Raw genomic sequence first — 21,182 nt, forward strand, 5'->3', positions numbered from 1 at the left:
GGTGGGACGCTATGGCATGCCCAAAACAGGCCGCTGTCTGGTGTATTGACCTGAGAGGTTAGTAACACGGCTGATTGGTGGCTGACCTTTGAGTGAGGTGTGGCCTCGATGATGATTGTAGTGATGGAGCCAGTCGGCGAAGGCAGCAACACGCTCGGCCTCTGATCGGTAAGGATGGGCGTAGGCCCATTCGTCGAGCATGGTGCGGTTGTAGCGCTCGACTTTGCCGTTTGTCTGCGGCCTGTACGGGCGGGTGCGTTTGTGTTTGATCTCCGGGCCCAGCGCGTCTTTGAACGCGGAGGAACGGTAACAGGAGCCGTTATCTGTCAGGACCCGTTTCACAGTGACCCCGTGGGATTCAAAATAGGTGTTGGCGCGTTCCCAGAATCCGGCTGCGGTTTCCTTCTTCTCATCGGTCAGGATCTCGGTGTAGGCGAGCCTGGAGTGGTCATCGACGGCGTTGTGCAGGAACGCGTAGCCCGGGCGCCGGTTGCCCGCGGTGCCGGTCTTGTTGCGCGTGCCGGCAGCCCTGCCAAGGCTACGGTGGCCGCCGCCGTCAGGGATCCGGCCGAGTTTCTTGATGTCGACGTGGACCAGTTCCCCGGGGCTGTGGTGCTCGTAGCGGCGGATCACTCTGCCCGTGGCGCGGTCCAGCCAGGACAGCCTGGCCAGCCCGAACCGGGAGAGGACCCGGTGCACCGTGGAGGGATGGATGCCCAGTAAAAAGCCGATCCTGGCCGGCCCCCACCGGCGGTTCACCCTGATCGCGATGATCCGGCGCTCCCGCCGCACGGAGGTCCGTCGCGGCGAGCTGGCGGGCCGACTGGAAAGGTCTTCCATCCCGTCCTCCCCATGGGCCCGGTAACGAACGGCCCAGCGCGCCGCTGTCGTAACAGACACCTGGAATCGTTCAGCCGCCCGGCGAAGGGGCCACCCGTCCTCGACCACGCACCGGGCCAGCCGGAGCCTGCCCTTCGGCGTCAGGAGCGCGTTAGCATGGGACATTGAAGACCTCCTTGTGGATCGGACTCTTAGACAAGCCCCACTCCACTCGGAGGTCTTCTTCTTGTCACCTATCCACGCCGAGCGTTCCTAACGTCCGTGGTCAATACATCTAGGCCATTCCCCGGCGCATCTCGCCACGCCGATAACCGACGATATGTCCGTCGTCTGGTGGCGGGAATAGGCGGTCCGTTGGCGTCAGGATGGAACGAGTGTGCTATTGCCCCTGAACCCATAGACTTCTGCTTGGATTATCGATTGCTCGACGGGCTGGTGTTTCATTTGTTGGTTTCGGACTGGAGCGTGGTGGCCGCGTCGAGGGCGTCGTCGACGACGATGAGGTAGTTGTCGCGTCCGGCGGCGAGGGGGATGGAGTGTTCGCCGTATTTGTCGTAGGCGAGGTCGACGGCGTCGGCGGCGTTGGTGATGTTGAGTCGGCGCAGGAGCCGGGCGATGTCGAGGGTGTCTTTGTCGCGTTCGGCGGCGATTTTCATGGCCAGGAGCGTTTCGGTGTCGGCGGCCTGGATGGTGAGTCCGTCGGGCTGTTCGAGGTCGACCCAGGTGGCGTTCTCGGGGACGAAGGCTGACGCGTTGGTGTTGAGCCAGTCGGGCGCGAGGTCGTAGTGCGCGGCCATTTCAGCGACGACGGCGTGGATGATGGTTGGGTCGGCGTAGCTGGCGTCGATGTCTGCTGTCGGGCGGTTACCGATGCCTTGGAGGATGAGGGCGGCACCGCCGACTAGCTTGATATCGCCGTGGGCGCCGGCGGCCTGCAGGCGCCTGCCGAGTTCATGGAGGAGGGCCCGGATTTGTGTGGCGGTGAGTTCTCCGCCGGCCATGCGGTGGCCAGGCTGCGTTCGCGGATGAAGACGTTCAACGCGGCGAGTTCCGGGGGTGTTTGGGCGCGGGTGAGTTCTTTCATGGGTTCCCGGATGGTGCGGTAGGACTCCGCTGGCAGCCAGGCCGCGTCGAGGGACTTGATCCGTCGCGTCCAGGATGGCGCGGGTTGGCCGAGGCGGTGTGCGGTGTAGTTGGTGATTCCGGCGAGGGCTGCTGTCCAGTGCGGGTCTTTGAGGCGGGGGCTGCGTTGGAGCAGCGGCTTGCCGGCGGTGAGGGATGCGGTGGCGTAGTCGGCGAGCATTTTGATTGCGAACTCATAGTCCCGTTCGGCGATGAGGCGCGTGAATGTTGTCGCGTAGTCGCGCCGTGCCGGGTCGAAGTCGCTGCCGCGGGGGAAAGGATCCGTAGCGGCCAAGGTCAGGCCGAGGGCGGCCATGACGGCCAGGGTTTTGCCGAGTTCGGCGCGGTCGTGGCCGGCTTCCAGATCGATGAGGAACTTCCGTGACACTCCGGCCATATCGGCAAGGGTTTGCTGCGACAGTCCGCGGTGTATGCGGCGGGCGCGGATGATGGCGCCGGCTTCTGCGGGGGTCTCAATGGTACTTTCCAATGTCATCGCATCCCTTCCACCGTCCATTATGTCACCGAATGGTGACATGTGCATTTCCGAGCGGTGCTCGGGGATCAGCTGGCTCGTATGGGGGATGCCAGCATCAGTGCATGCTATTGATCGGTGAAGGTCAGCTTCGGTCGAGCGGATCATGGGATTGCCGAAGGGAGGTGCAGCCGACATGAGAGGTTGGATGCCGGCCTGGTTTTGTACGCGGGAGCTGCTGCCTCCGGGCGTGCCTACGGTGGTGTGTTCAGGCCTGGGTGGAGCCTCGGATTGCCAGTCGGGAGACAGAAGAACCGCATCCCTTTCGTTACGGGGTGCGGTCCTTGGTCTGAAAGTTCTGAAGTGACGAAAATGGTGTGTGTACAACGTACACACTTTTCGCTTCGGATCGGGTTGTATATCGGCCGGACTGGGCCGGATTGCTAATGTTTTCTGGACTTCCCAGTGTTTACAAGGGTTGGAATGCAGTTCGAGTCCCACCTCGGGCACAGCATGACCCCCCGTCAGAGGGGTTTTTGCTTTAATGTGTGGACATTGACCCTCCTCGGGTCCCTCTGACGCTGTCCGCGGTCTGTGCCTGGCGCCGCGGGGGCCTATTCGGTTGTCTGGGTGGCGGGGTCAGGCCTTGGCTGGTGGGCCCTCCGCCTGCCGGAATCTAGGCTGTGTGGCGTCCTTTCTTGCTGTTCCGCTGGCCAGTTGTTGGTCCTCATTCATGGCCACGAGTTGCGTTGACGACATGATCAAGCCGAAAATCTTCGAGGATCCTCCTCGGATAGCTGCTTGCTGCGAGCCAGGGCTGAGGGCGCTCATCGGGTGTTTGTCCGGCCAAAGAGGGTGTGCACATTGTGCACGGGCCGCTTTTCGACCTGCATTTTGGTCCCTTCCTCCTGGTTCTGCAGACATCACTTCATGCAGTTCTCTGTTGCAGGCGACATGACCTTGCGGCCCAGACCGTCGGTTTCGTAGGACGTTCCGGGTTCAGCGGGAACCTCTTTGGGGTATTTATGGCTGGCCTACGATCCGTGGGCAGAGTCCAGGTGTGTGGGATCCGGACTCTTCTTCCGGGGGCCGTCCTGGTTTGGTTGATTCCGTTGACGCCACCGATGTTTCTGTCAGATTTCGGCGTCGTTCTGATATCGGAGTCACCGCTGGGTTTGAGGGTCCGGAGTGCAACTTGGGGAACCGGGAACGGTTCAAAGTTTCGCGAGGAAATAAGCGACGGAGGAGCGCCGAACGAAACTTTGGATCGTGAGCGGCGCACAGCGCCCTGATTGCGTGCAGGACCCGCCCAGCGATGATGGGGATCAGAATGACGTTGCCTCTGGTGGTTCATGGAGGTGCGGGAGCAAGGCGGCACGATTGACAGAAGCGCGGACGCGGGATCTCTAGGGTGGATAGAACTCGAACAACTGGAAGGAACTGGCGACACAGCTTGACAGGCGGATCCGCCATACGGCGATCGAAGCGGTACGACCATCCGGCGACGCGGAGATGGAACGATTCATTCGAGCGCCACTCAACGTCGTCCGTTTAACACGGAACGGGCCTCGTGAAGAGAATCAACGTCGTGATTCGGACGTGGGATTGTTACCAGGAACAGAGAAAGCCAGAGCCTCTCCGTTGCGAGCGTGGGAGACCCTGGCGGCTTGTGCAGCCTTTCCGCTGAACTAGCTGGCGTAAGGGTCAGCTACGCCTATGTATTGGGTGTAGAGGTATTCCTCGATGCCTTCGTGGCCGCCTTCGCGGCCGAGCCCGGATTGTTTGATGCCGCCGAAGGGTGCGGCGGCGTTGGAGATGACGCCGGTGTTGAGGCCGAGCATGCCGGTCTCGAGCCGTTCGCCCATCCGGATGCCGCGGTTCAGGTCGCGGGTGAAGACGTACGCCACCAGCCCGTACTCGGTGTTGTTCGCGAGCCGGACGGCCTCGTCCTCGGTGGTGAAGGTGATGATCGGGGCGACGGGTCCGAAGATTTCCTCGGACAGGATGCGGGTGCCTTCGGTGACGCCAGTGAGGATGGTGGGCTCGTAGAAGTAGCCCGGGCCGTCCACGGGTCGGCCGCCGATCACGGCGGCGGCGCCGGAGTCGATGGCGTCCGTGACGAGTTCGTGGACTTTGTCCCTGCTCTTCGCATCGATCAGGGGACCGACCTTGGACTCCGGCTCCGTGCCGCGGGCCGTCGTCATGTCGGCCATTTTCACGGCGAATTTTTCGATGAATTGGGTTGCCACGGACTTGTGGACGATGAACCGGTTCGCGGCGGTGCAGGCCTCGCCCATGTTCCGCAGCTTGGCGAGCATCGCTCCGGTGACGGCGGCGTCGATGTCGGCGTCTTCGAAGACGATGAACGGGGCGTTGCCGCCGAGTTCCATCGAGGTGCGCAGCACGGTTTCGGAGGCGTCGGCGAGCAGGCGGCGGCCGATCTCGGTGGATCCGGTGAAGGAGAGCTTGCGGAGCCGGGTGTCCTTGATGAGCGGACCGGTGGTGGCGCCCGCGGTGGTGGACGGGATGACATTCAGGACACCGGCGGGCAGTCCGGCTTCCTGCATGAGCGCGGCGAGGAGCTGGGAGGTCAGTGGTGTGAGTTTGGCGGGTTTGAGGATCATGGTGCAGCCGGCGGCGACGGCGGGGGCGATCTTCCGGGTGGTCATGGCCAGCGGGAAGTTCCACGGGGTGATCAGCAGGCAGGGACCCACGGGCTTCTTGGTGACCAGGAGCCGGGATTTGCCCTCCGGGGAGACCGAGTAGCGGCCGGAGGTGCGGACGGCTTCTTCTGCGAACCAGCGCAGGAATTCGGCGGCGTAGGTGACCTCGCCTCGGGCCTCGGCCAGTGGTTTGCCCATTTCCAGGGTCATGAGCAGAGCGAAGTCCTCGGCGCGGGCGGTGACGAGCTCGAAGGCGCGGCGCAGTATCTCCCCGCGTTCACGCGCCGGAACCTTCGCCCAGGTGCCCTGCGCGGCAGCGGCCGCGTCCAGGGCCGCGAGGCTGTCGTGGACTCCTGCGTCAGCGATGGCCATGAGGGCCTTGCCGGTGGCGGGGTCTTCGACGTCGAACGTCTTACCCGACGCCGCCGGGCGCCACTGCCCGTTGATTAGGAGCCCGGTCGGAACAGAGGCCAACAGCGGATCCTCTTGGTTATGGGTTATGGACAATTGTTTTCCATCATCCAGTGGGTGGCATCGCGCCTAGGGCGCATGAAATGGGCGATGGCCAGTCCGCCGCCGAGGGAGTATGCGCACACCTGGCCAACGGGTGCTCAGCTGCGCATGCTAAGGGGCAGCTCCGGCGTCGCTGCCTGGGTGTTGCCCAGGGACTGCAGCCGCGTGGCCACGACACTTATCTCGGCGATATTGGTACGGGGTGGCAGGCTAACTGCGCAATATGCCGCCTCGGCAACGTCGTCCGGATGGACTGCCCAGTCTCTGACCTCCCGGGGTGGCGGGCTCGGACGCAGGTCAAGGATGGGGGTGTCTACGATTCCAGGCAGGATGCTGCACACCCGGATGCCGTTACCGTGCTCGTCCCGGGAGGCGCCTCGGGCGAGACCCAGAAGTGCGGACTTCGACGCCCCGTAAGCTGCACCACTGTGGTCGGGCCAGCTCGCAGCAATACTCGAGATTATGACGACGTCGCCGTGCTTTTCACGCAACTGATCCAGGGTAGCGGACAACAGGGTGAAAACTCCGTAGACGTTGATCTTCATGATGTGATCGAAGCTTTCGTCGTCAAGCTCCGCGAAGCGCCGGCGCGGAACGTTAGTGCCGGCCGCGCAGATGAGGGTGTCGATGGGATCCTCGACTGAGAGCCGCTGGGCGAGGGCCCGGGCCCCGGCCGTGTCCGAGACGTCCAGGGCATGCGCCACAAACTGTCCGCTGAGAAGATGTTCAGGGCTTACCGCATTCAGGGCTTCCTGCCGACGGGCTACGCCATGTACCCGGGCGCCGGCTGCTAGGAACCGGCGGACTACGCTGGCACCGATTCCGCTGCTGGCCCCCGTGACGAGGGCCACCCGGCCCTTAAGATTTCTCTCCATGATTTTCCTCCAAAAGTTGAGAGCCGTGGTCGCAGTTCTCTGCCTCGTTGCGTCCGTGACCCGGCCGTGGGACTTCCCGACCGATCTAAGTTATCACTTGACAGACAATATGTCCGCATGGTGATGTTGAGCCTAGATGGTGTGCCCCTCCGGCACCCTCCAAGTTCAGGAGTGGTCTGGATCCTCTGCTGCGGCAAGACAGATCAATTCGTGCTTGGTATCAACCGAGTCAAGCCACTGCGCGTGGCTTTCCAACGCGGGAGCATTCAATGACGATTGTTGAGCAGAATCCAGCCCAACCCCAGACAGCCCCCGGACGCATCCGGCTTCAACGTAAATCCTTGCTCGCCACGGGCGTAGGTAACCTGCTCGAATGGTTCGACTGGACCATTTACACGGTTGCGTCCGTATACCTGGCGGGCAGTCTCTTTAACTCCGGCAACCCGATGTCGTCACTCCTCAGCACACTGGCTGTCTTTGCCGTCGGCTTCCTCATGCGGCCCATCGGTGGACTCGTTTTTGGTCCCCTGGCCGATAAATGGGGACGTCGTAAAGTGCTGCTCACCACCATGTTCCTCATGGCTGGTGCGAGTTTGGGAATTGCCCTGATTCCGTCCTACGCGTCGATCGGCAGTTGGGCCTCCTTCCTGCTGCTTGTGGCACGACTGGTCCAGGGCTTTGCCCACGGCGGAGAGGCAACGACGTCGTACGCATATATCGCGGAGATTGCCCCGCCCAAGCGACGCGGCCTGTGGTCCAGCACAGTCTTCATAGCCGTAGGCTCCGGCTCCCTACTCGCTACCTTCTTCATGGCACTCCTAACTGGCGTCCTCAGCAAAACTGAAATGATGGAGTGGGGATGGCGGTTACCCTTCGCCGCTGGAGCCTTGCTCGCAGTGGCTGCATTGTGGTTGCGCCGGGGCATGATGGAAAGCGAGCACGTGGCCACCGCCCCCGGCGGCAGCGCGGCAACGCCATGGAGTCCCCGACAAGTCTTCCGGGCCGGGGTCAAGCTGTTCCTGTACGAGGCAGGCTCCACTTTGACCTATTACACCTGGGTGACCTCGGCGGCGATCTATGCCATTGGCGTCAAGGGGATGGATCCGGGTCAGGCTTTCTTCATGAGCGTGATCGCACAAGTGGTGTACATTGCGTTCCTGCCGGTTTCGGGATGGATCTCGGACCACTGGGGCCGCAAGGCAACGACCCTGATCTCCCTGGTCGGTATTGCAGCCACCGTTTTCCCCCTATGGGGTCTGATGTCGAGTGAGCCTTGGACGTTGCTGGTGGCTCAGACTGTCGGACTGTTGCTGGTTGCGTTCATCACAGGGTCTAAACCAGCCGCCATCTCCGAGCAGATCCCGACACGATACCGTACCCGCATTTTCGGAGTCTCAATCTCACTGGGTGTTGCTGTCTGCGGCGGAACGGCGTCCTACCTGAGTACATGGTTGTACTCGATCGGATCTGGTTGGATATTCAACGTCTACGTCATCGCTGTCGCAGCTGTATCCAGTGCTGTCGTTCTTACTTGGAAAAACAACAAAGGCGTCCCATTGGATCAGATTTAGCTCGCCCGTTTACCGCTTTACGTTCCCGGCGTCGCCCATGGCGCGCCGGGAACTTTCGTTTCCGGAAGGATTCATCATGAGCATATCTACCAAGTCGCTGCCCCTCCCGACGTCGGCGCCCGCCGCTGTCCGTACTTCCCTGCAGCCCCGCAGCATCCGCGTATTCGAACAGGACCTCCCAGTTCCTGGCCCTGGCGAGGTCCTGGTCCGGACCGAGTACTGCGGACTGTGCGGATCCGACCTGCATATCTGGAATGGCGATGACGGGTACGACTGGGTACGTTGCGGCACCGTGCTGGGACACGAGATTGTGGGAACTGTGGTCCGAGTAAACGGATCGTCAGCAATTGTGCCAGGGACACGCGTTGTCGCGGTGGCGCAGTCTGGTTGCGGCGACTGCCCGGCCTGCGCATCGGAGTATGCCAACGGCTGCGCCCATAGGCTCACCTTGGGCCTCTCGCAGGACGGCGGGGCGGCCGGCTTTGTCCGCATCCCGTTTGCGCAGCTGATCCCGGTACCTGAACACATACCTGCGCTGACCGCGGTTCTCACGGAACCACTGTCGGTGGCAGCCCGGGCCGTGGCCAGCCGCGGGCTCGTCACGCATGCCGACACCGTGGTGGTCAGCGGCCCAGGCACGATCGGCATACTTGCGGCTCTGGTGTGCAAGCACCTCGGCGCACGCGTTGTACTCAAGGGGCCGGAACGCGACGTTGCTGCACGCTCCGGACTGGCGGCGCAGCTTGGTCTTGAGTTGGTGGCGGAGCTGCCGCCCGGCTACCGGCCGAACGTCTGGATCGAAGCGGCTGGCGCCGCCGCGGCACTGGACGACGCCGTCCGCGAGCTGTCTGTCCTGGGCCGTCTCGTGGTGGTCGCTTTGTACGGCTCCCCTCCGGTGGTGGCGGCCAACGATGCCGTGCGTAAGGAACTGAACATCATCACCAGCTACAGTTCACATCGCGCTGACTATCAGCTTGCCCTCCGCATTCTCCAGGAACGACCCGACCTGGGCGATCTCCTGGTGGACGTGGTGCCGCTTCGGAATATTGCTCTGGCATTCGAGAAGGTGGGTCGAGGAATAGCGCCGAAAGTAGCCGTCGCGCCCTAGGGGCACGAAAATAATGGTCCTTGGGGCTCCGCGGCCAGCGGGCTCAGGACATGTGCAGGCACGGATCCGGCTTTGCCGTGGAAGGACGCATACGGGTAGTGCTTGCCGCGATCCAGCTATCGGCGAGGACGCACGAAAGGCGGGCGGAACCAGTTCCGCCCGCCTTTCGACGATGGCCTTGACTCAGCTGCGCTAACAGCTAACTGAACGTTCCATCGATGGTGAGGCCGCCGTCGATCTTGATTAGCTCCCCATGGACAAAGGATGCGTCGGGGGACAGAAGGAACGCGATGACCGAGGCGATTTCCTCGGGTTCCGCGAGCCGGCCCAGGGGAGTGCGCCCGATGAGGGCCGTTTCACTAAGGGTTCCGTTTCGCAGGCCACTGCGGACCATCTCGGTGTTGACGTATCCAGGCGCCACTGCATTGACGCGGATGCCGTGGCGACCCCATTCAACCGCCAGGGTTCGTGTCAGGCCGAGCATGCCAGTCTTGGCGGTGGCGTATGCAGTCCGGCCTGGCAGCCCCAAGGTGGAACCAACTGAACCTATGTTGACAATGGAGCCACGCGCGGCCTTGAGCATCGGATAGAAAGTTTTGGCCATGAGCATGGAACCGGTCAGGTGAATGTCCAGGAGTCGGCGCCACTGGGCGATGTCGAGTGCCTCGGCCGGCTGCCGGAGGATATTTCCCGCACAGTTGACCAAACCGTCGATCCGTGCGGTTTCGTCCGCGACAGCCGCATGGAGGGAATCGACGCTTACCTCGTCGGCAACGTCCACACCGAAGCCCAAGTGCGCGGAGCCCACCGGGTATTGCCTGTTGAGTTCCTCGGCGAGATCCTTGGCAGGTCCTTCATTGAGGTCGGCCACGATAATGCGCCAGCCGCGACTGGCGAGAGTGTTTGCCGCTTTCGCGCCGATTCCTTGCGCGCCGCCTGTAATCAGGGCGGTAGTGGGAGCGTTCATTATTGTTGCTTCTCCTTGAACTATATGTGTGACGGCTCAGTAATGGTTGAGGCGGAAGGTAGCATCAGGCTCCTGCACGGTGACGTCAGGAGTTCCGTTAAGGCTTTGGAGCAGGGTTGTCGAACAGGCGACAGCCAGTGCTCCCCAGGCCGCGGATCGTGCCAGGGCGGCGGAAAACGCTATGGTCCAGGGACTTCCGCCGTTACCATCCGTGATGGTGCTTCCTTCACTTAGGAAGCCCGCCAGGGCCGCGTCGCCGGCGCCGGTGGTGTTGATAACCGGGGCTGTTGGAACGCGGGCCCATCGGACACCGTTCGGGCAGACCCCGATCAAACCGTCGGCGCCCATGCTGGCGAGGACCGTGCCGACTCCTGCGTTAACGAGTTCCCGGGCTGCCGCTACAACGTCCCCGAGAGTCGACAATTGGCGCCCGGCGACGGACTCCAATTCCGGTAGGTTAGGTTTCACTAGGTCAACCAGGCCGCTCGTAGCCCAGCGACCCAGGTCGGCACCGTTGACATCCAGACATACTTTGACCCCAAGCTGCTGGACCTGCGCTAGCAGCCATCGAAGATCCACAGGGTTCCCGTCGGTTGTCATGGGCAGGGCTCCCGCCACGACCAGCCAGTCGGCGTCCAAAGTGCGGAGCTCATCCAGGGTGGCCTCGCACACGGACCGCCATTCGGCCTCCGGCAGGAGTCCTGGCTTCTGATTGGCGTTAGTGGTGGATCCGTCCGAGGAAACCAGCACGGTGTTGATGCGCGTGGGAGGCGACACGAGAACCGTGCGGATAAGCTCGCCCTCCCGGCGCATGAGTTCCAGCCCGGAAGGATCCTTGGCCGATACCGGCGCGACCGCGCGGGTGAGGTTACCGGCCAGCCGCAGGGTGCGGGCGACGTTGATGCCGTTTCCACCCAAGTACTGCTCGACAGTGAGCGCCCGGTTGACGGTCCCGGGCACCAAATCTTCAAAGAAGTAGACACGGTCCACCACCGGGGACGGAGTCAGTGTCACCACGACCTGCCGTCTGCCGACAGTCTCTTGCTCTGACTCCTTCCCGGTTCGGCGGGTGCTGAGCGCCCCGTGCCGGGCGGCTTCTCCTGCGCGGCTGGTCTTTTGAGTGATGAGGCTCATAGGGATCAGCGTCCCGTTGGCTAGTCGTCGGCCAGGGCGTGGCTGACTTGCTCAGCGACGCGCACTGCCGAAAGCCCGTACTTGTCGAGCAGGTACGCGTTTGGAGCGGATTCGGACCAGGCGTCTGCCAAGCCAAGTCGGGTGACAGTCTTGCCAAGCGTGGTGCCGGTGACGAGCTCGCTAACGAGCCCGCCGAGTCCTCCGATAATGCTGTGCTCTTCGATGGTGAAGATCGGGGCAGGCCCGGACAGGGCCGTCAACAGGGCCGCCTCGTCCAGGGGCTTGAGACACGGAACATGCACGACGCGCGTCTCGATTCCCTCTGCCGCCAGCAGGCCGGCAGCATCCATCACTCGGGAGCTCTGGACGCCCGTGGAGACCAGGATGGCACCGTCGCCCTCGCGCAGGATATGGACTGCCCCCTGGACAAAGGAATAGCCAGGGTTAAAGACGTCGGCGACGGCGTCCCGGGCAAGCCGCAGGTATACCGGGCCCTCGTGTTCCGCCGCCCACCGGATTGCTGCCTCGGCTTCCACGGCATCGGCCGGGGCGATTACGGTCATGCCCGGCATGGCCCGCATGATGGCAAGGTCCTCGATGTCCTGGTGCGTCTTGCCGCTGCTGCCGTTGAGCAACCCTGCGTAGGAAGCGGCAATCTTCACCGGCGCACCGGTCTGAGACACCAGCATGCGAATCGGATCGAGGGCGCGGTGGGTCAGGAAGACGCCGAACGTGGACAGCCATGGTCGGAAGCCCAACGTAGACAGACCGAACGCTACACCGACCATGTTCTGTTCCGCTATACCGATTTCGAAGAAGCGGTCCGGGAAGGCGTCTGCGAAAAGGTCGGCTTTGGTTGATGTGGCGAGGTCCCCGTCCACGACGGCCACCCGCAAGTCCGTACGGGCGAGGTCCACAAGGGTCTGTCCCCAAACGTCGCGTTGCGCCTTCACTTTGCTTCTCCTTCGAATGTCTGGCCGAGCTCTGCTGCTGCGGTGGTCAGCTGGTCCTTAGTGGCCACGCCGTTATGCCACTTGTACGTGCCTTCGGCGAACGACACACCCTTGCCCTTCGTCGTCTTAGCGAGAATCACCGTTGGTTTGTCGGATCCGCGCAGTTCCCGGACGCGATCGAATGCTGCCTGAATCTCGTCGAAGTCGTGGCCGTCGATGTTGATGACGTTCCAGCCGAAGCTGCTGAAGACTCCTGTCAGGTCCACTCCGGCCCACGGATTGGAGCGATCGAAGCGGTCACCTTCTTCCGAGACCGGCCAGCCGTATTGCTGGAGCCCGTTGAGATCGACGACCGCGGTCAGGTTGTCCAATTTGAAGCGGCGGCATGTGTGGACTGCCTCCCAGACCATGCCTTCTTCGAGTTCGCCATCACCCAGCATGACCCAGGTGTGGAAATCGGCGCCCAGCCGCTTTGCGGCCAGGGCCATTCCGGCGCCCGCCGACAGACCCTGGCCCAAGGAGCCGCTGGATGAGTCGACGCCCGGCGTCAGTTTCATGTCGGGGTGTCCCTGCAGCCGGGAACCGCCTTGATCAAAGGTGGCCAGTTCCTCCACCGGGAAATACCCGCGCAATGCCAGTACGGCGTATAACCCGATGGCGCAGTGGCCCTTAGAGAGGATGAAACGGTCCCGGGACGGTTCCTGTGGGTTGCGCGGGTCAACGGAAAGCTCGTTGAAATAGAGGTAAACGAGCAGGTCCATCGCCGAGAGCGGGCCACCGATGTGGCCGGCCTTGGCGTCCGCCACCGTCTGGAGGACGTGCCATCGACCGCGGGAGGCCAGTTCTTGGAGTTCGGCGGTCGTCGCACGAATTTCTTGTTTGGTTGACATGACATTGTCCTCATTGATCGTAGTCAGGAAGTCGTGAGTAAGAGATTACCGTTATGCGGACTGGTTGTCCATTGAATGAGAAGAATCTAATTGTTGCTGCGCACGATCACCTTGACTGCCCCGGCGGCGGAGCGCGCCTCCGCAAATGCATCGGCAACGGCCTCGAGGGGATATTCGGATATCGGGACTCCCGCGAGTCCAAGTGCCCGGTTTCCGATGAGCTGCACGGATTCGGCGAAATCGGCCGGTTCGTAAACCCGGACGCCGATGATTTCCTGCTCGGCAAAGGCGAGCTCACGCAGATCGATATTGGCCGGTCCGTGGTGCACGGCGACGATCACGATGCGTCCCCGAACCGGCGCCGCCTCCGTTAGTGCCGGCGTGACACTGGAGTGCCCGGCGCAGTCAAACACAACGTCCGCCGTGGCCTCGCGATTTTCGCGAGCGACCGGAGAGTCCTGCGGAGCAAGGGCCCTGAAGCCGAGTGCCTCAACAATGTGCCGGCGCTGCTCACTTGGCTCGACAAGGAGCACATCCTTGGCGCCGCGAAACCTCGCCACGAGGGCCACCAGGATTCCTATCGGCCCGGCACCGAAGATTAGTACCTTCTCTCCCGGTGCCATCCGCGAGCGACGGACGGCGTGGACCGCCACGGCCAGGGGTTCGGCCAGAGCCGCTTCGGTCGCCGGCGCGTCGGCGGAGAACGCGAAGAGGTTCGACACCGGAACGGCCAGGACTTCAGTCATGGAGCCCGGGACGTCGATGCCCAGGAGGCGCAGGTTCCGGCAGACATGCCCCAGCCCTTTTAGGCAGGCACCGCACTGACCGCAAGGCAACAGTGGATTGACAGCGACCCTCGTGCCCGCGGGAATTCCGCTCCCGCCTGGTTCCTCCAGAATGCCGGTGATCTCATGCCCCAGGATGAGTGGCATTGCGGCACGGGGATGGCGGCCGTCAACAATTGGAAAGTCGGAACCGCAGATGCCGGTGTATGACACGCGGACCAGGGCTGCGCCGGGGCCCGGACTGGGTTTCGGGACATGCTGGACCTCGAAATGGTGGGCGGCGGAAAGAACCGCGGCCCGGATTCCGGTGGTGAGGGTGGTTGAGGGCGACATCGACTGCTCCTTTGAATGTCCGAACTGTTCTTTGGGGCTAGCCTCTTCAAGCTACCACCAAGTGGACGCAATATCCGCACGGTGATAACTCGGAACGCAGCGGGGTGGAATGTTCCAAATCTTGCGTCTTGGTACCCCGATACGTATCGTGACTCATGAATGAATGTCCGCTACGTGAGAGGTTCCAATGTCGGAAGCAGTCGACCCCAGCGGTGGAATGAACCTGGTGACAAAATCCGCCCTGGTCCTCCAAGCCATAGCGGATGCCGGCGAACTCTCAGTGAATGAACTCGCCGAACGCACCGGGGAGCCCGCCAGCTCCCTGTATCGGCTCCTCTCAACGCTAGAAATGATCGGATGGGTCGAGCCTGGGTCACGTCGAGGGAAGATGCGCCTGGGTCTCGGATTTGTCAGGCTCGGTGCCAGGCTGGAGTCGCAGCTGGATCTGCGCGAACTCGCCAGGCCCGAGCTCGAGAGGCTCCACGCAGAAACCGGTCAGACTGCGTTCCTCTGTATCCGAAGAGGGCTTCGTGCCGTGTGCATCGACCGAATTGACGGCCTCGATGTCCAGATACACAACCTGAGGCTGGGCGAGTCAATGCCTCTGGGGCAGGGGGCCGCGCCGCGTGCCATTCTGGCATTCGAATCTGCCGATATCGTTGAACGCTACCTCCGGGAACTGCCGGATGATCCCCTGTTCGGACCAGTGGCCCCGAGCCCCGAAAGCCTGCGGGAAAAACTTTCAGAAACGGCTGCTGCTGGAGTGGCCGTGGCCCACGACGATTGGGGCCAGGGAATCGGGGGGGTTGGCGCGCCGATCTTCAACCACAAGGGTTCAGTGGTGGGCGCGCTGTCCATCAGCGGGCAGACGCATCGCGTATTCCACAGCGGCTACGATCTCGTCGCAAGCGTCAAATCGGCGGCCGATACCGTCAGTCGCGCACTGGGCGCATTGCGCGCCACGGAAAGCGCCCCGGACCTCCACGAAAGAAGGGCAGTCTAGTGGCCGCGAAACCGATCCGCGTCATGGCAAATAGCGCCGATCTGCTCAATGCGCTGGCGGACCGCGGTCCGCTGTCGGTGGTGGACATCGCCGATGAACTATCGATGCCCCGTCCCAGCGTGTACCGGTTGCTGGATGCCCTCCAACACGTTGGCCTCATAGGGCTGCGGGACGATGGCCGTGCCCAGTTGGGAACTGAAATTCTGCACCTTGCCGACGCTGCTGTTGAGGGTATCCCGGAAGTACGCGCTGCCCGCCCGGCGATGGCCCGCCTGAACGAACAGACCGGACAGACGGTGTACCTTTGTGCCCTCCGCCATCAGATGGTTGCGTGCCTGGATTGGGTTAAGGGTACGAAGGTCACTCTCCTGCTCCTCAATCCCGGAGGAACCCTTCCACCGCATGCGGGCGCGGCCTCACGTGCCATCCTGGCCTGGGATGAGCCGCTTCGATGGCATGTAACTTCGGCGGCCCCGTTGCAGAAACTCACCCCACATACCCTCGTAACAGCACACCAGATTGAAGCAGATGCCGTGCTCACCCGCGACCGTGGCTTCAGTATCTCCGACGAGGACGTCACTATCGGAGTTGCTGCTTTGGGCGTGCCATTGTTTGACACCCGGGGCGAATTGCGTGGGGCGTTGTCCGTCGCCGGGCTCCGCGACGATATCGTCCCGCATCAGGACGAGTACGGGGCGTTGTTGAAGGAAGCTGCGGCGGAGATTTCGGCCGCGATCTAGGGGAGCGCCGCCGTCGGGCAGAGGACGAATTCGTAGCCTTCGCTTATGTCGAACAGTCGCCGCAGGTTGACGCCTTCGGCCTTCAGCCACACTTTTCGAAAATCCTCGCTGACGACCTCGACAACCCCTGAGTGGACCTCAGCACCATCGCGCTCTATTTTGACGTGATCGCCAGGTTCGGGTCTGTAAACGGCCGCTAAGCTTGGGCCGCAGTCAGCAGGCTCAAGAGGAACTTGGCCCGTCATCAGGCGACCGCACAATGGCTCGGCCACGTGCTGTGGTGTTCCCGATCATCCGATGCCATCGCATAGCCGGAGATGTCCAGTTGAGCCGTAATTGGCTGGCCAACAGAGCCCTGGAACAGATACTTCCTCAGCGCAGCTCCTGGGGCGTCAGGGACAATTCGCGGGTTGGAGCCATTCATTTAGTATTCCGTCCGACTTGAAGGATGCCTGCAAGGTGATTCCTGGCAACTATTATCGTACAATGGACGTAGTATCCGTTCCATGAGACTCTATATTTTCCTTCGATCCAGATGATCTCGCAGTGGCACTTTTGCCGGAGCTCCTTGCTTCCCGGCACGCCTCGGCCGGCATCATCTCCAGGACGAGGGACTAGGTAGAGAGAGGCGCTTAATGAACAATTGTCAGTGCGAGGCGCAATCTGAGGCGTTGCCATCATGACCACGTGCAAGATGATGGGAGCAGCTGCCGCCCTTGGGACGGAGAGGTGACTGCCGTGAATCCTGTGATGAACAGTCGGGAGGATCCTTCGGAGTTTCGCCGTGCTTTCGGCTTGTGGCAGCCGCGCGGCGTGGTCTTTGACTGTGATGGGCTGCTGATGGATACCGAATCATTGTGGATGCTGTCCCAACGTAGCGTCAGCGAGAGCCACGGGGTCCTGTTTGACGCCGAATTTCAACGCAAACTGGTCGGCCTTCCAGCGAGCCGAATCGGGCCGCTCATTGCCGGTCGTGCGGGATCAGATCCGGGCAGGGTCATTGATCAGTTACTACGGGTGAACATAACCATGGTCGCTCAATCTGCTGCGCCAATGCCAGGCGCGCGGCGTTTTGTCGCCGCCGCCTCCTTGCGTGTGGCTACCGCAGTGGCCAGCAACTCGGCACGTCGCATACTGGATACCACGTTGCTTCGTGGGGATTTCGGCGCAGGTTTCGACATCACGGTATCGGCCGACGAGGTCGCGCATCCGAAGCCGGCCCCCGACGTCTATCTCGCCGCAGCAGACGCCCTGGACCTGGATCCGAAGGATTGCCTTGCGATTGAGGATTCCGAGGCCGGCGCCGCTTCAGCACGCTCCGCCGGAATGAAGGTTATCGCCATTCCCACTCCGGGCCAGCAACCTTGGGCGCACCTGACTCGTGACTCGCTTGAGGCGTCCGACCTCCTAAGTTGGGTCGAGGAGTGGCGGCCAACGACAGCGCCAGGACAGAGTTCCAAGCCCGCCCGCCTCACCGGGAGCACCGCGGAACCCTGGAACCCGAAAGCGACTGGGTAGGCGTTCCAATGCCGTATCGGGGGTCTCCGGCCGAGGCGAGCTGGTCCGTGCACACGCCGACCTCGCGGCCCCTCGTTTGAGAACCCATCCTTCGCTTCTGGCGGGACCGGCCTGTCCACCAGGGTCAGTGCGACGCAGGCCTGGTCCAGCAGGCCGAGCGAAACCCGATCAGGCCGCTGCACCAGCCTGGCGGAAGAATTCTGAAGACGGCCAGCCAGTGTCCCATCAGCCAGCGTGTTGTGCAGAGTCAGAGGGGCTGGTTCGTGACTGGCGAATTGCGCTTTGGTAAGTCTGCTTGAGATGTTCAACTGTCGCGTCATAGTGCCTGCTGGCATAGGTTGCGTACAGGATGTCGATGACGAGCAACTGCCCCCACTTGCTCGTCACGGATTCCCCGTAGAGTTCCCCGCCACTGGGGACGGTGGCCGTATAGAGCACAACGTCCGCGTAATTGCGCAGCGGGGAACCTTCGGCTCCGGTGATGGCAATGGTCGCCGCACCACGTTGCCGAGCGAGATGCATCGCATCGATGATCGGGGTGCTGCGCCCGGAGTCGCTGATGCCGATCAGCAAATCACCGGGTCCAATGATCGCTGCCAGCATGACCTGAATTGTGGTGTCGCGGTAAAGCATGCATTTCTTGCCGGCACGGGTGAAGCGCATGACTGCTTCCTCGGCGGCAATGCTGGACGACCCCATGCAGCTGAAAATCACGGTGTTCGACGCATCGATCAGGTCTACAGCCCGCTGAATTGCCTCAACATCCTGCCGTTGACCGGTGCGCCGCAGGGACTGGACGCTGCTGCGCTCGACCTTTCCCGCGATCTCAGCGGCTGTGTCGCCGCGGTTGACGCCTTCGTATACGACCTCAGAATCTGCCGTGCGGGCACTCGTGGCAGCCTTGGAAATAAACGTGGCTTCGGCCAGGCCCAGCAGCATTGATTTGTAACCGTCAATGCCCAGTTCCTTGACGAATCGGGACACCGTGGACTCACCGACCCCGGCTGCCACAGCCAGTTCCGAGATGGTCATGGTTTGCGCTTGCTCCGGGGACTTCAGCACCGCTTCTGCGACCTGGCGGAGTGAAGGCGGGAGGTACGGCAGCCGCCCCGAGATCCGGTGCAGCAGTCCGCCGCCGGTGATGGTCTCCGTCATATTGCAGTCTCCGGTCTAGTCCCTAGGTGGCGAGGGCGTGAAGCAGGTTGTCCACAGCGGCCTGTGTGGCCCGGTCCACGCTTTCCTTAGTGTATCCACCGATGTGCGGCGTTGTGATGACCCTCGGGTGCGTAATCAGCCGGCTGGGTGCAGGGGGTTCGGAACTGAACACGTCGGTGGCCAGATACTCGACCTGCCCGGAGTCGAGAGCCTGTAGCAGCGCCTCGTCGTCGATCAGGGATGCCCGCGCAGTGTTGATGACGCCGGTACCCCATTGGAGCAGCCGGATTGCCGCGGCTCCGAGAACCGGTTGCCCGGACGGCGGAGTGTGCAGCGATATGACGTGGCTCGATGACAAAACACGCTCCCGTGGTGCCCATGAGAAGTCGGGCGAAGGAGCGAACGATGTCACGGGATATTCGTCGAAGGCAATCACCTTCATGCCTAGTCCAAGCGCCATCGTCGCAACCCGCCGGCCGATCTGGCCGCATCCGATCAGACCAAGGACTTTCCCTGACACTTCATTGCCGGGCCGGCGGTTCCATTGGCCCGACTTCAGCTGGGCATCGTGCCAGGGGATGCTGCGGCTCCCGGCCAGAATCAGTGCGATGGTAAGTTCCGCTACTCCCTGGGAGTTGGCGCCTGGCGCGGTGAGTACGTTGATCCCCAGACGCTCGGCCGCTTCGACATCGATCGAATCCACGCCGACGCCGTTCCGGGAGATGGCTTTCAGCCGAGTAAGGTCCTCCAGTACCTGTCCGGAAAGGCGTTCGGTGCCCGCAAGGTAGCCGACGCACTGCGACACGCCGGCGCGGATCTGATCTTCATTGGGCACTGCACCGGGAGACGGATAAACCAGTTCGTATCCTGCGCGTTCCAGCTTCTGCAGGGCAGGGTGCCCCCCGTCTGACAAGGAGCGGGGGGTCACTGCAATGCGGCCGTTGCGGCCTGGCTCGGTGAGGTTCAGCGAAGCCATGGACATCAGGCCTGCCAGCGTGGGTTGTCAATGAACTCCGCCTTGCCATCGCGCTCCACGCATAGTTTCCGGAAGCCCTTGGTTTCAATGGTTCCGTAGTCGTGTCCGGCGTGCCCGGGGAATGCGAAGAATGTGACCAGGGGCTCCGTGGCGGAGACGTTGATGCTTCGGTGGGCGTAGCGCCGCGGAACGTACACGGCCTGGCCGGGCGTGAATTCGGCAGCCTGCCAGTCACCTTCGGGGTTCTCCATCAGCATGTAACCGCGGCCGCTCAAGCAGTAGTAGATCTCCGCCGTGTCCAGGACTTCATGGAAGTGACCCTTGGTCATGTGGTATTCGTCGCCTACTTTTCCCGGATAGGTGATGCTGGTCCCGTAGGCAACGTCGCCGCTGGTCGAGGGCACACCCATGTCGAAGAACTCGTAGACAAGTGTGTCCTCCTGGGCGAGCTGGGCGTCCGCGGCTTCCTGGTCGGCGTACATATCAGCCATTGCTGACAGTCGGCGCTGCAGGGGGGCCTTGGTGGTTGACAGTCCGGTGGTGACATTGAAGTCGGTGACTACTGCTTTGACGGTGGTTGCGGGGGAGGCGTTCATGAGGGGTTCTCCTTCTGGGATACGGTGTGGGCAATGTCGGAAAGACGGTCGAAATCCGCTCCCTGGGTGGGTATGTCGATATCGAATACGTCGGCGATCACTCTGGTCCAGCCATGAATGAAGTAGACCCAGCCGTCTTCGACCCGGACCTGGAGCTCCGGGTGTTGTGCACGGGCCTGATCCAGGAAGACGAGGTCTCCGCGGTAGTTGAAATCCCAGGCAATGGCCCCCTGGGGGAAAATGACGCCGTCCGTCAAGGGCGAGCCCGGACGGTCCTTTCCCAAGCCCGTGGCGTTGATGATCACCGATCCAGGGGATGCGTTGGCGACGACTTCATCATTGGTCGATCCAGCTGTGGCCTGGACGTATGTGATCGGCAGCGCGCTCCCGAGCCGGGCGTGCATGGCCTGCATTTCCTCGAGCCGCAGGTTCCGGCGATTGGTGACGATGATCTTTTTGGGTCCCGGCAGGCCGGCAGCGGCCCGCTTATGCAGATACAGTGTGAGGGCCAGCGAGGAGCCGCCCGCGCCGAGCAGCACCAGGTCCGCTGACGAGTCTTCCCAGTAGTTCTCGGGAAGGATGGCTTCCAGGGACAGGCCGCTGGTGACGGCGTCCATAGCATTGCCCCACAACAGTGGGGACCGTTTGCTGATGCTGCTGATTTCATGGAGAAGCTGTGCGTCAGGGCCAAATTCGTCGAAGAGGTCCCGGGCTGCGCTGACGATGTCCAGCTTGTGGGTCGTCACGAGTGCGCCGAGCGACATTGGGTCGGATTTTATGAATCCGACGACGTCCCGGTAGGCCTCCGGCGGAGCACCCAAAGGAAGGTCGATGCCCTTGAGGCTGGCGTCAAGGTCGAGCTCTTTTGCCCACGCCGGGAAAACTTTCATGATGGAGGATTTGTTTGTCGTGACACCGATGAAGTACATCGTCGGTTCGACGGCGGGCAGTAGCGTCACAGGGCG

20 protein-coding genes are annotated in these 21,182 nt (G+C 62.4%); 5 read left to right on the forward strand and 15 right to left on the reverse strand.

From position 1 onward, the window contains the following. Positions 1 to 9 precede the first annotated feature (9 nt). From NIBR502772_RS11470 to NIBR502772_RS11490, 5 genes are all read right to left on the reverse strand, one after another. Positions 10 to 1,005, reverse strand: a complete 996-nt coding sequence (locus NIBR502772_RS11470; protein WP_141140274.1) for an IS481 family transposase — start codon at positions 1,003 to 1,005, stop codon at positions 10 to 12. 275 nt (positions 1,006 to 1,280) lie between these two features. Beyond that, positions 1,281 to 1,841 (reverse strand): DUF6036 family nucleotidyltransferase, encoded by a 561-nt coding sequence (locus NIBR502772_RS11475; protein WP_141140275.1) that lies wholly within the window; start codon positions 1,839 to 1,841, stop codon positions 1,281 to 1,283. Further along, entirely contained in the window at positions 1,742 to 2,458 is a 717-nt protein-coding gene (locus NIBR502772_RS11480) for a helix-turn-helix transcriptional regulator (RefSeq protein WP_141140276.1), read from the reverse strand. Before NIBR502772_RS11480 ends, NIBR502772_RS11475 begins: the two co-directional genes overlap by 100 nt. A 1,667-nt stretch (positions 2,459 to 4,125) precedes the next feature. Then, the gene (locus NIBR502772_RS11485) at positions 4,126 to 5,607 is read right to left on the reverse strand and encodes an NAD-dependent succinate-semialdehyde dehydrogenase (RefSeq protein WP_168223527.1); all 1,482 of its coding nucleotides are present in this window, start codon (positions 5,605 to 5,607) and stop codon (positions 4,126 to 4,128) included. Between the two features lie 104 nt (positions 5,608 to 5,711). Continuing rightward, positions 5,712 to 6,488 (reverse strand): SDR family oxidoreductase, encoded by a 777-nt coding sequence (locus NIBR502772_RS11490; protein WP_141140278.1) that lies wholly within the window; start codon positions 6,486 to 6,488, stop codon positions 5,712 to 5,714. Positions 6,489 to 6,757: 269 nt separating this feature from the next. Here NIBR502772_RS11490 and NIBR502772_RS11495 point away from each other — a divergent pair, with 269 nt between their 5' ends. Both NIBR502772_RS11495 and NIBR502772_RS11500 read left to right on the forward strand, forming a co-directional pair. After that, complete coding sequence (locus tag NIBR502772_RS11495; protein WP_141140279.1) at positions 6,758 to 8,059, forward strand: MFS transporter; 1,302 nt, start codon at positions 6,758 to 6,760, stop codon at positions 8,057 to 8,059. Between the two features lie 76 nt (positions 8,060 to 8,135). Continuing rightward, positions 8,136 to 9,167, forward strand: a complete 1,032-nt coding sequence (locus tag NIBR502772_RS11500) for a zinc-binding dehydrogenase (RefSeq protein WP_141140280.1) — start codon at positions 8,136 to 8,138, stop codon at positions 9,165 to 9,167. A gap of 199 nt (positions 9,168 to 9,366) precedes the next feature. Here the strand turns inward: NIBR502772_RS11500 and NIBR502772_RS11505 are convergent, their stop codons facing one another. The 5 genes from NIBR502772_RS11505 to NIBR502772_RS11525 all read right to left on the reverse strand — a co-directional run bounded on the left by NIBR502772_RS11505 (position 9,367) and on the right by NIBR502772_RS11525 (position 14,229). Further along, positions 9,367 to 10,134, reverse strand: coding sequence for an SDR family NAD(P)-dependent oxidoreductase (locus NIBR502772_RS11505; RefSeq protein ID WP_141140281.1), 768 nt, complete (start codon positions 10,132 to 10,134; stop codon positions 9,367 to 9,369). Positions 10,135 to 10,170: 36 nt separating this feature from the next. Next, the gene (locus tag NIBR502772_RS11510; RefSeq protein ID WP_141140282.1) at positions 10,171 to 11,268 is read right to left on the reverse strand and encodes a 1-phosphofructokinase family hexose kinase; all 1,098 of its coding nucleotides are present in this window, start codon (positions 11,266 to 11,268) and stop codon (positions 10,171 to 10,173) included. A 20-nt stretch (positions 11,269 to 11,288) separates the two neighbouring features. Then, entirely contained in the window at positions 11,289 to 12,221 is a 933-nt protein-coding gene (locus tag NIBR502772_RS11515; protein ID WP_141140283.1) for a transketolase family protein, read from the reverse strand. After that, a complete protein-coding gene (locus NIBR502772_RS11520) occupies positions 12,218 to 13,111 on the reverse strand; it encodes a transketolase (protein WP_011691649.1) in 894 nt (297 codons plus the stop codon). The genes NIBR502772_RS11515 and NIBR502772_RS11520 overlap by 4 nt, the downstream gene beginning before the upstream one ends. An 86-nt stretch (positions 13,112 to 13,197) precedes the next feature. Then, positions 13,198 to 14,229 (reverse strand): zinc-binding dehydrogenase, encoded by a 1,032-nt coding sequence (locus NIBR502772_RS11525; RefSeq protein WP_141140284.1) that lies wholly within the window; start codon positions 14,227 to 14,229, stop codon positions 13,198 to 13,200. Between the two features lie 187 nt (positions 14,230 to 14,416). Here NIBR502772_RS11525 and NIBR502772_RS11530 point away from each other — a divergent pair, with 187 nt between their 5' ends. Further along, on the forward strand, positions 14,417 to 15,232 hold the full coding sequence (locus NIBR502772_RS11530) for an IclR family transcriptional regulator (protein WP_141140285.1): 816 nt from the start codon (positions 14,417 to 14,419) through the stop codon (positions 15,230 to 15,232). After that, positions 15,232 to 15,972 (forward strand): IclR family transcriptional regulator, encoded by a 741-nt coding sequence (locus tag NIBR502772_RS11535; RefSeq protein WP_011691652.1) that lies wholly within the window; start codon positions 15,232 to 15,234, stop codon positions 15,970 to 15,972. Before NIBR502772_RS11530 ends, NIBR502772_RS11535 begins: the two co-directional genes overlap by 1 nt. Here the strand turns inward: NIBR502772_RS11535 and NIBR502772_RS11540 are convergent. Further along, complete coding sequence (locus tag NIBR502772_RS11540) at positions 15,969 to 16,217, reverse strand: hypothetical protein (RefSeq protein WP_141140286.1); 249 nt, start codon at positions 16,215 to 16,217, stop codon at positions 15,969 to 15,971. The two genes, NIBR502772_RS11535 and NIBR502772_RS11540, sit on opposite strands and share 4 nt — an antisense overlap. Positions 16,218 to 16,710: 493 nt before the next feature. Here NIBR502772_RS11540 and NIBR502772_RS11545 point away from each other — a divergent pair, with 493 nt between their 5' ends. Continuing rightward, the gene (locus tag NIBR502772_RS11545; RefSeq protein WP_246848475.1) at positions 16,711 to 17,490 is read left to right on the forward strand and encodes an HAD family phosphatase; all 780 of its coding nucleotides are present in this window, start codon (positions 16,711 to 16,713) and stop codon (positions 17,488 to 17,490) included. Between the two features lie 225 nt (positions 17,491 to 17,715). Here the strand turns inward: NIBR502772_RS11545 and NIBR502772_RS11550 are convergent, their stop codons facing one another. The 4 genes from NIBR502772_RS11550 to NIBR502772_RS11565 are packed head-to-tail and all read right to left on the reverse strand — an operon-like array spanning position 17,716 to position 21,176. Next, positions 17,716 to 18,645: a MurR/RpiR family transcriptional regulator gene (locus NIBR502772_RS11550; protein ID WP_141140287.1), complete on the reverse strand. Its 930-nt coding sequence runs from the start codon at positions 18,643 to 18,645 to the stop codon at positions 17,716 to 17,718. 22 nt (positions 18,646 to 18,667) lie between these two features. Then, positions 18,668 to 19,621, reverse strand: coding sequence for a phosphoglycerate dehydrogenase (locus NIBR502772_RS11555; protein ID WP_246848476.1), 954 nt, complete (start codon positions 19,619 to 19,621; stop codon positions 18,668 to 18,670). A gap of 5 nt (positions 19,622 to 19,626) precedes the next feature. Continuing rightward, positions 19,627 to 20,217: a glucose-6-phosphate isomerase gene (locus tag NIBR502772_RS11560; RefSeq protein ID WP_011691657.1), complete on the reverse strand. Its 591-nt coding sequence runs from the start codon at positions 20,215 to 20,217 to the stop codon at positions 19,627 to 19,629. Further along, positions 20,214 to 21,176: a shikimate dehydrogenase gene (locus NIBR502772_RS11565; RefSeq protein ID WP_141140289.1), complete on the reverse strand. Its 963-nt coding sequence runs from the start codon at positions 21,174 to 21,176 to the stop codon at positions 20,214 to 20,216. The genes NIBR502772_RS11560 and NIBR502772_RS11565 overlap by 4 nt, the downstream gene beginning before the upstream one ends. Between the last annotated feature and the right edge of the window lie 6 nt (positions 21,177 to 21,182).

Origin of the sequence: Pseudarthrobacter sp. NIBRBAC000502772 (assembly GCF_006517235.1) — a bacterium.
Lineage (GTDB): Bacteria > Actinomycetota > Actinomycetes > Actinomycetales > Micrococcaceae > Arthrobacter.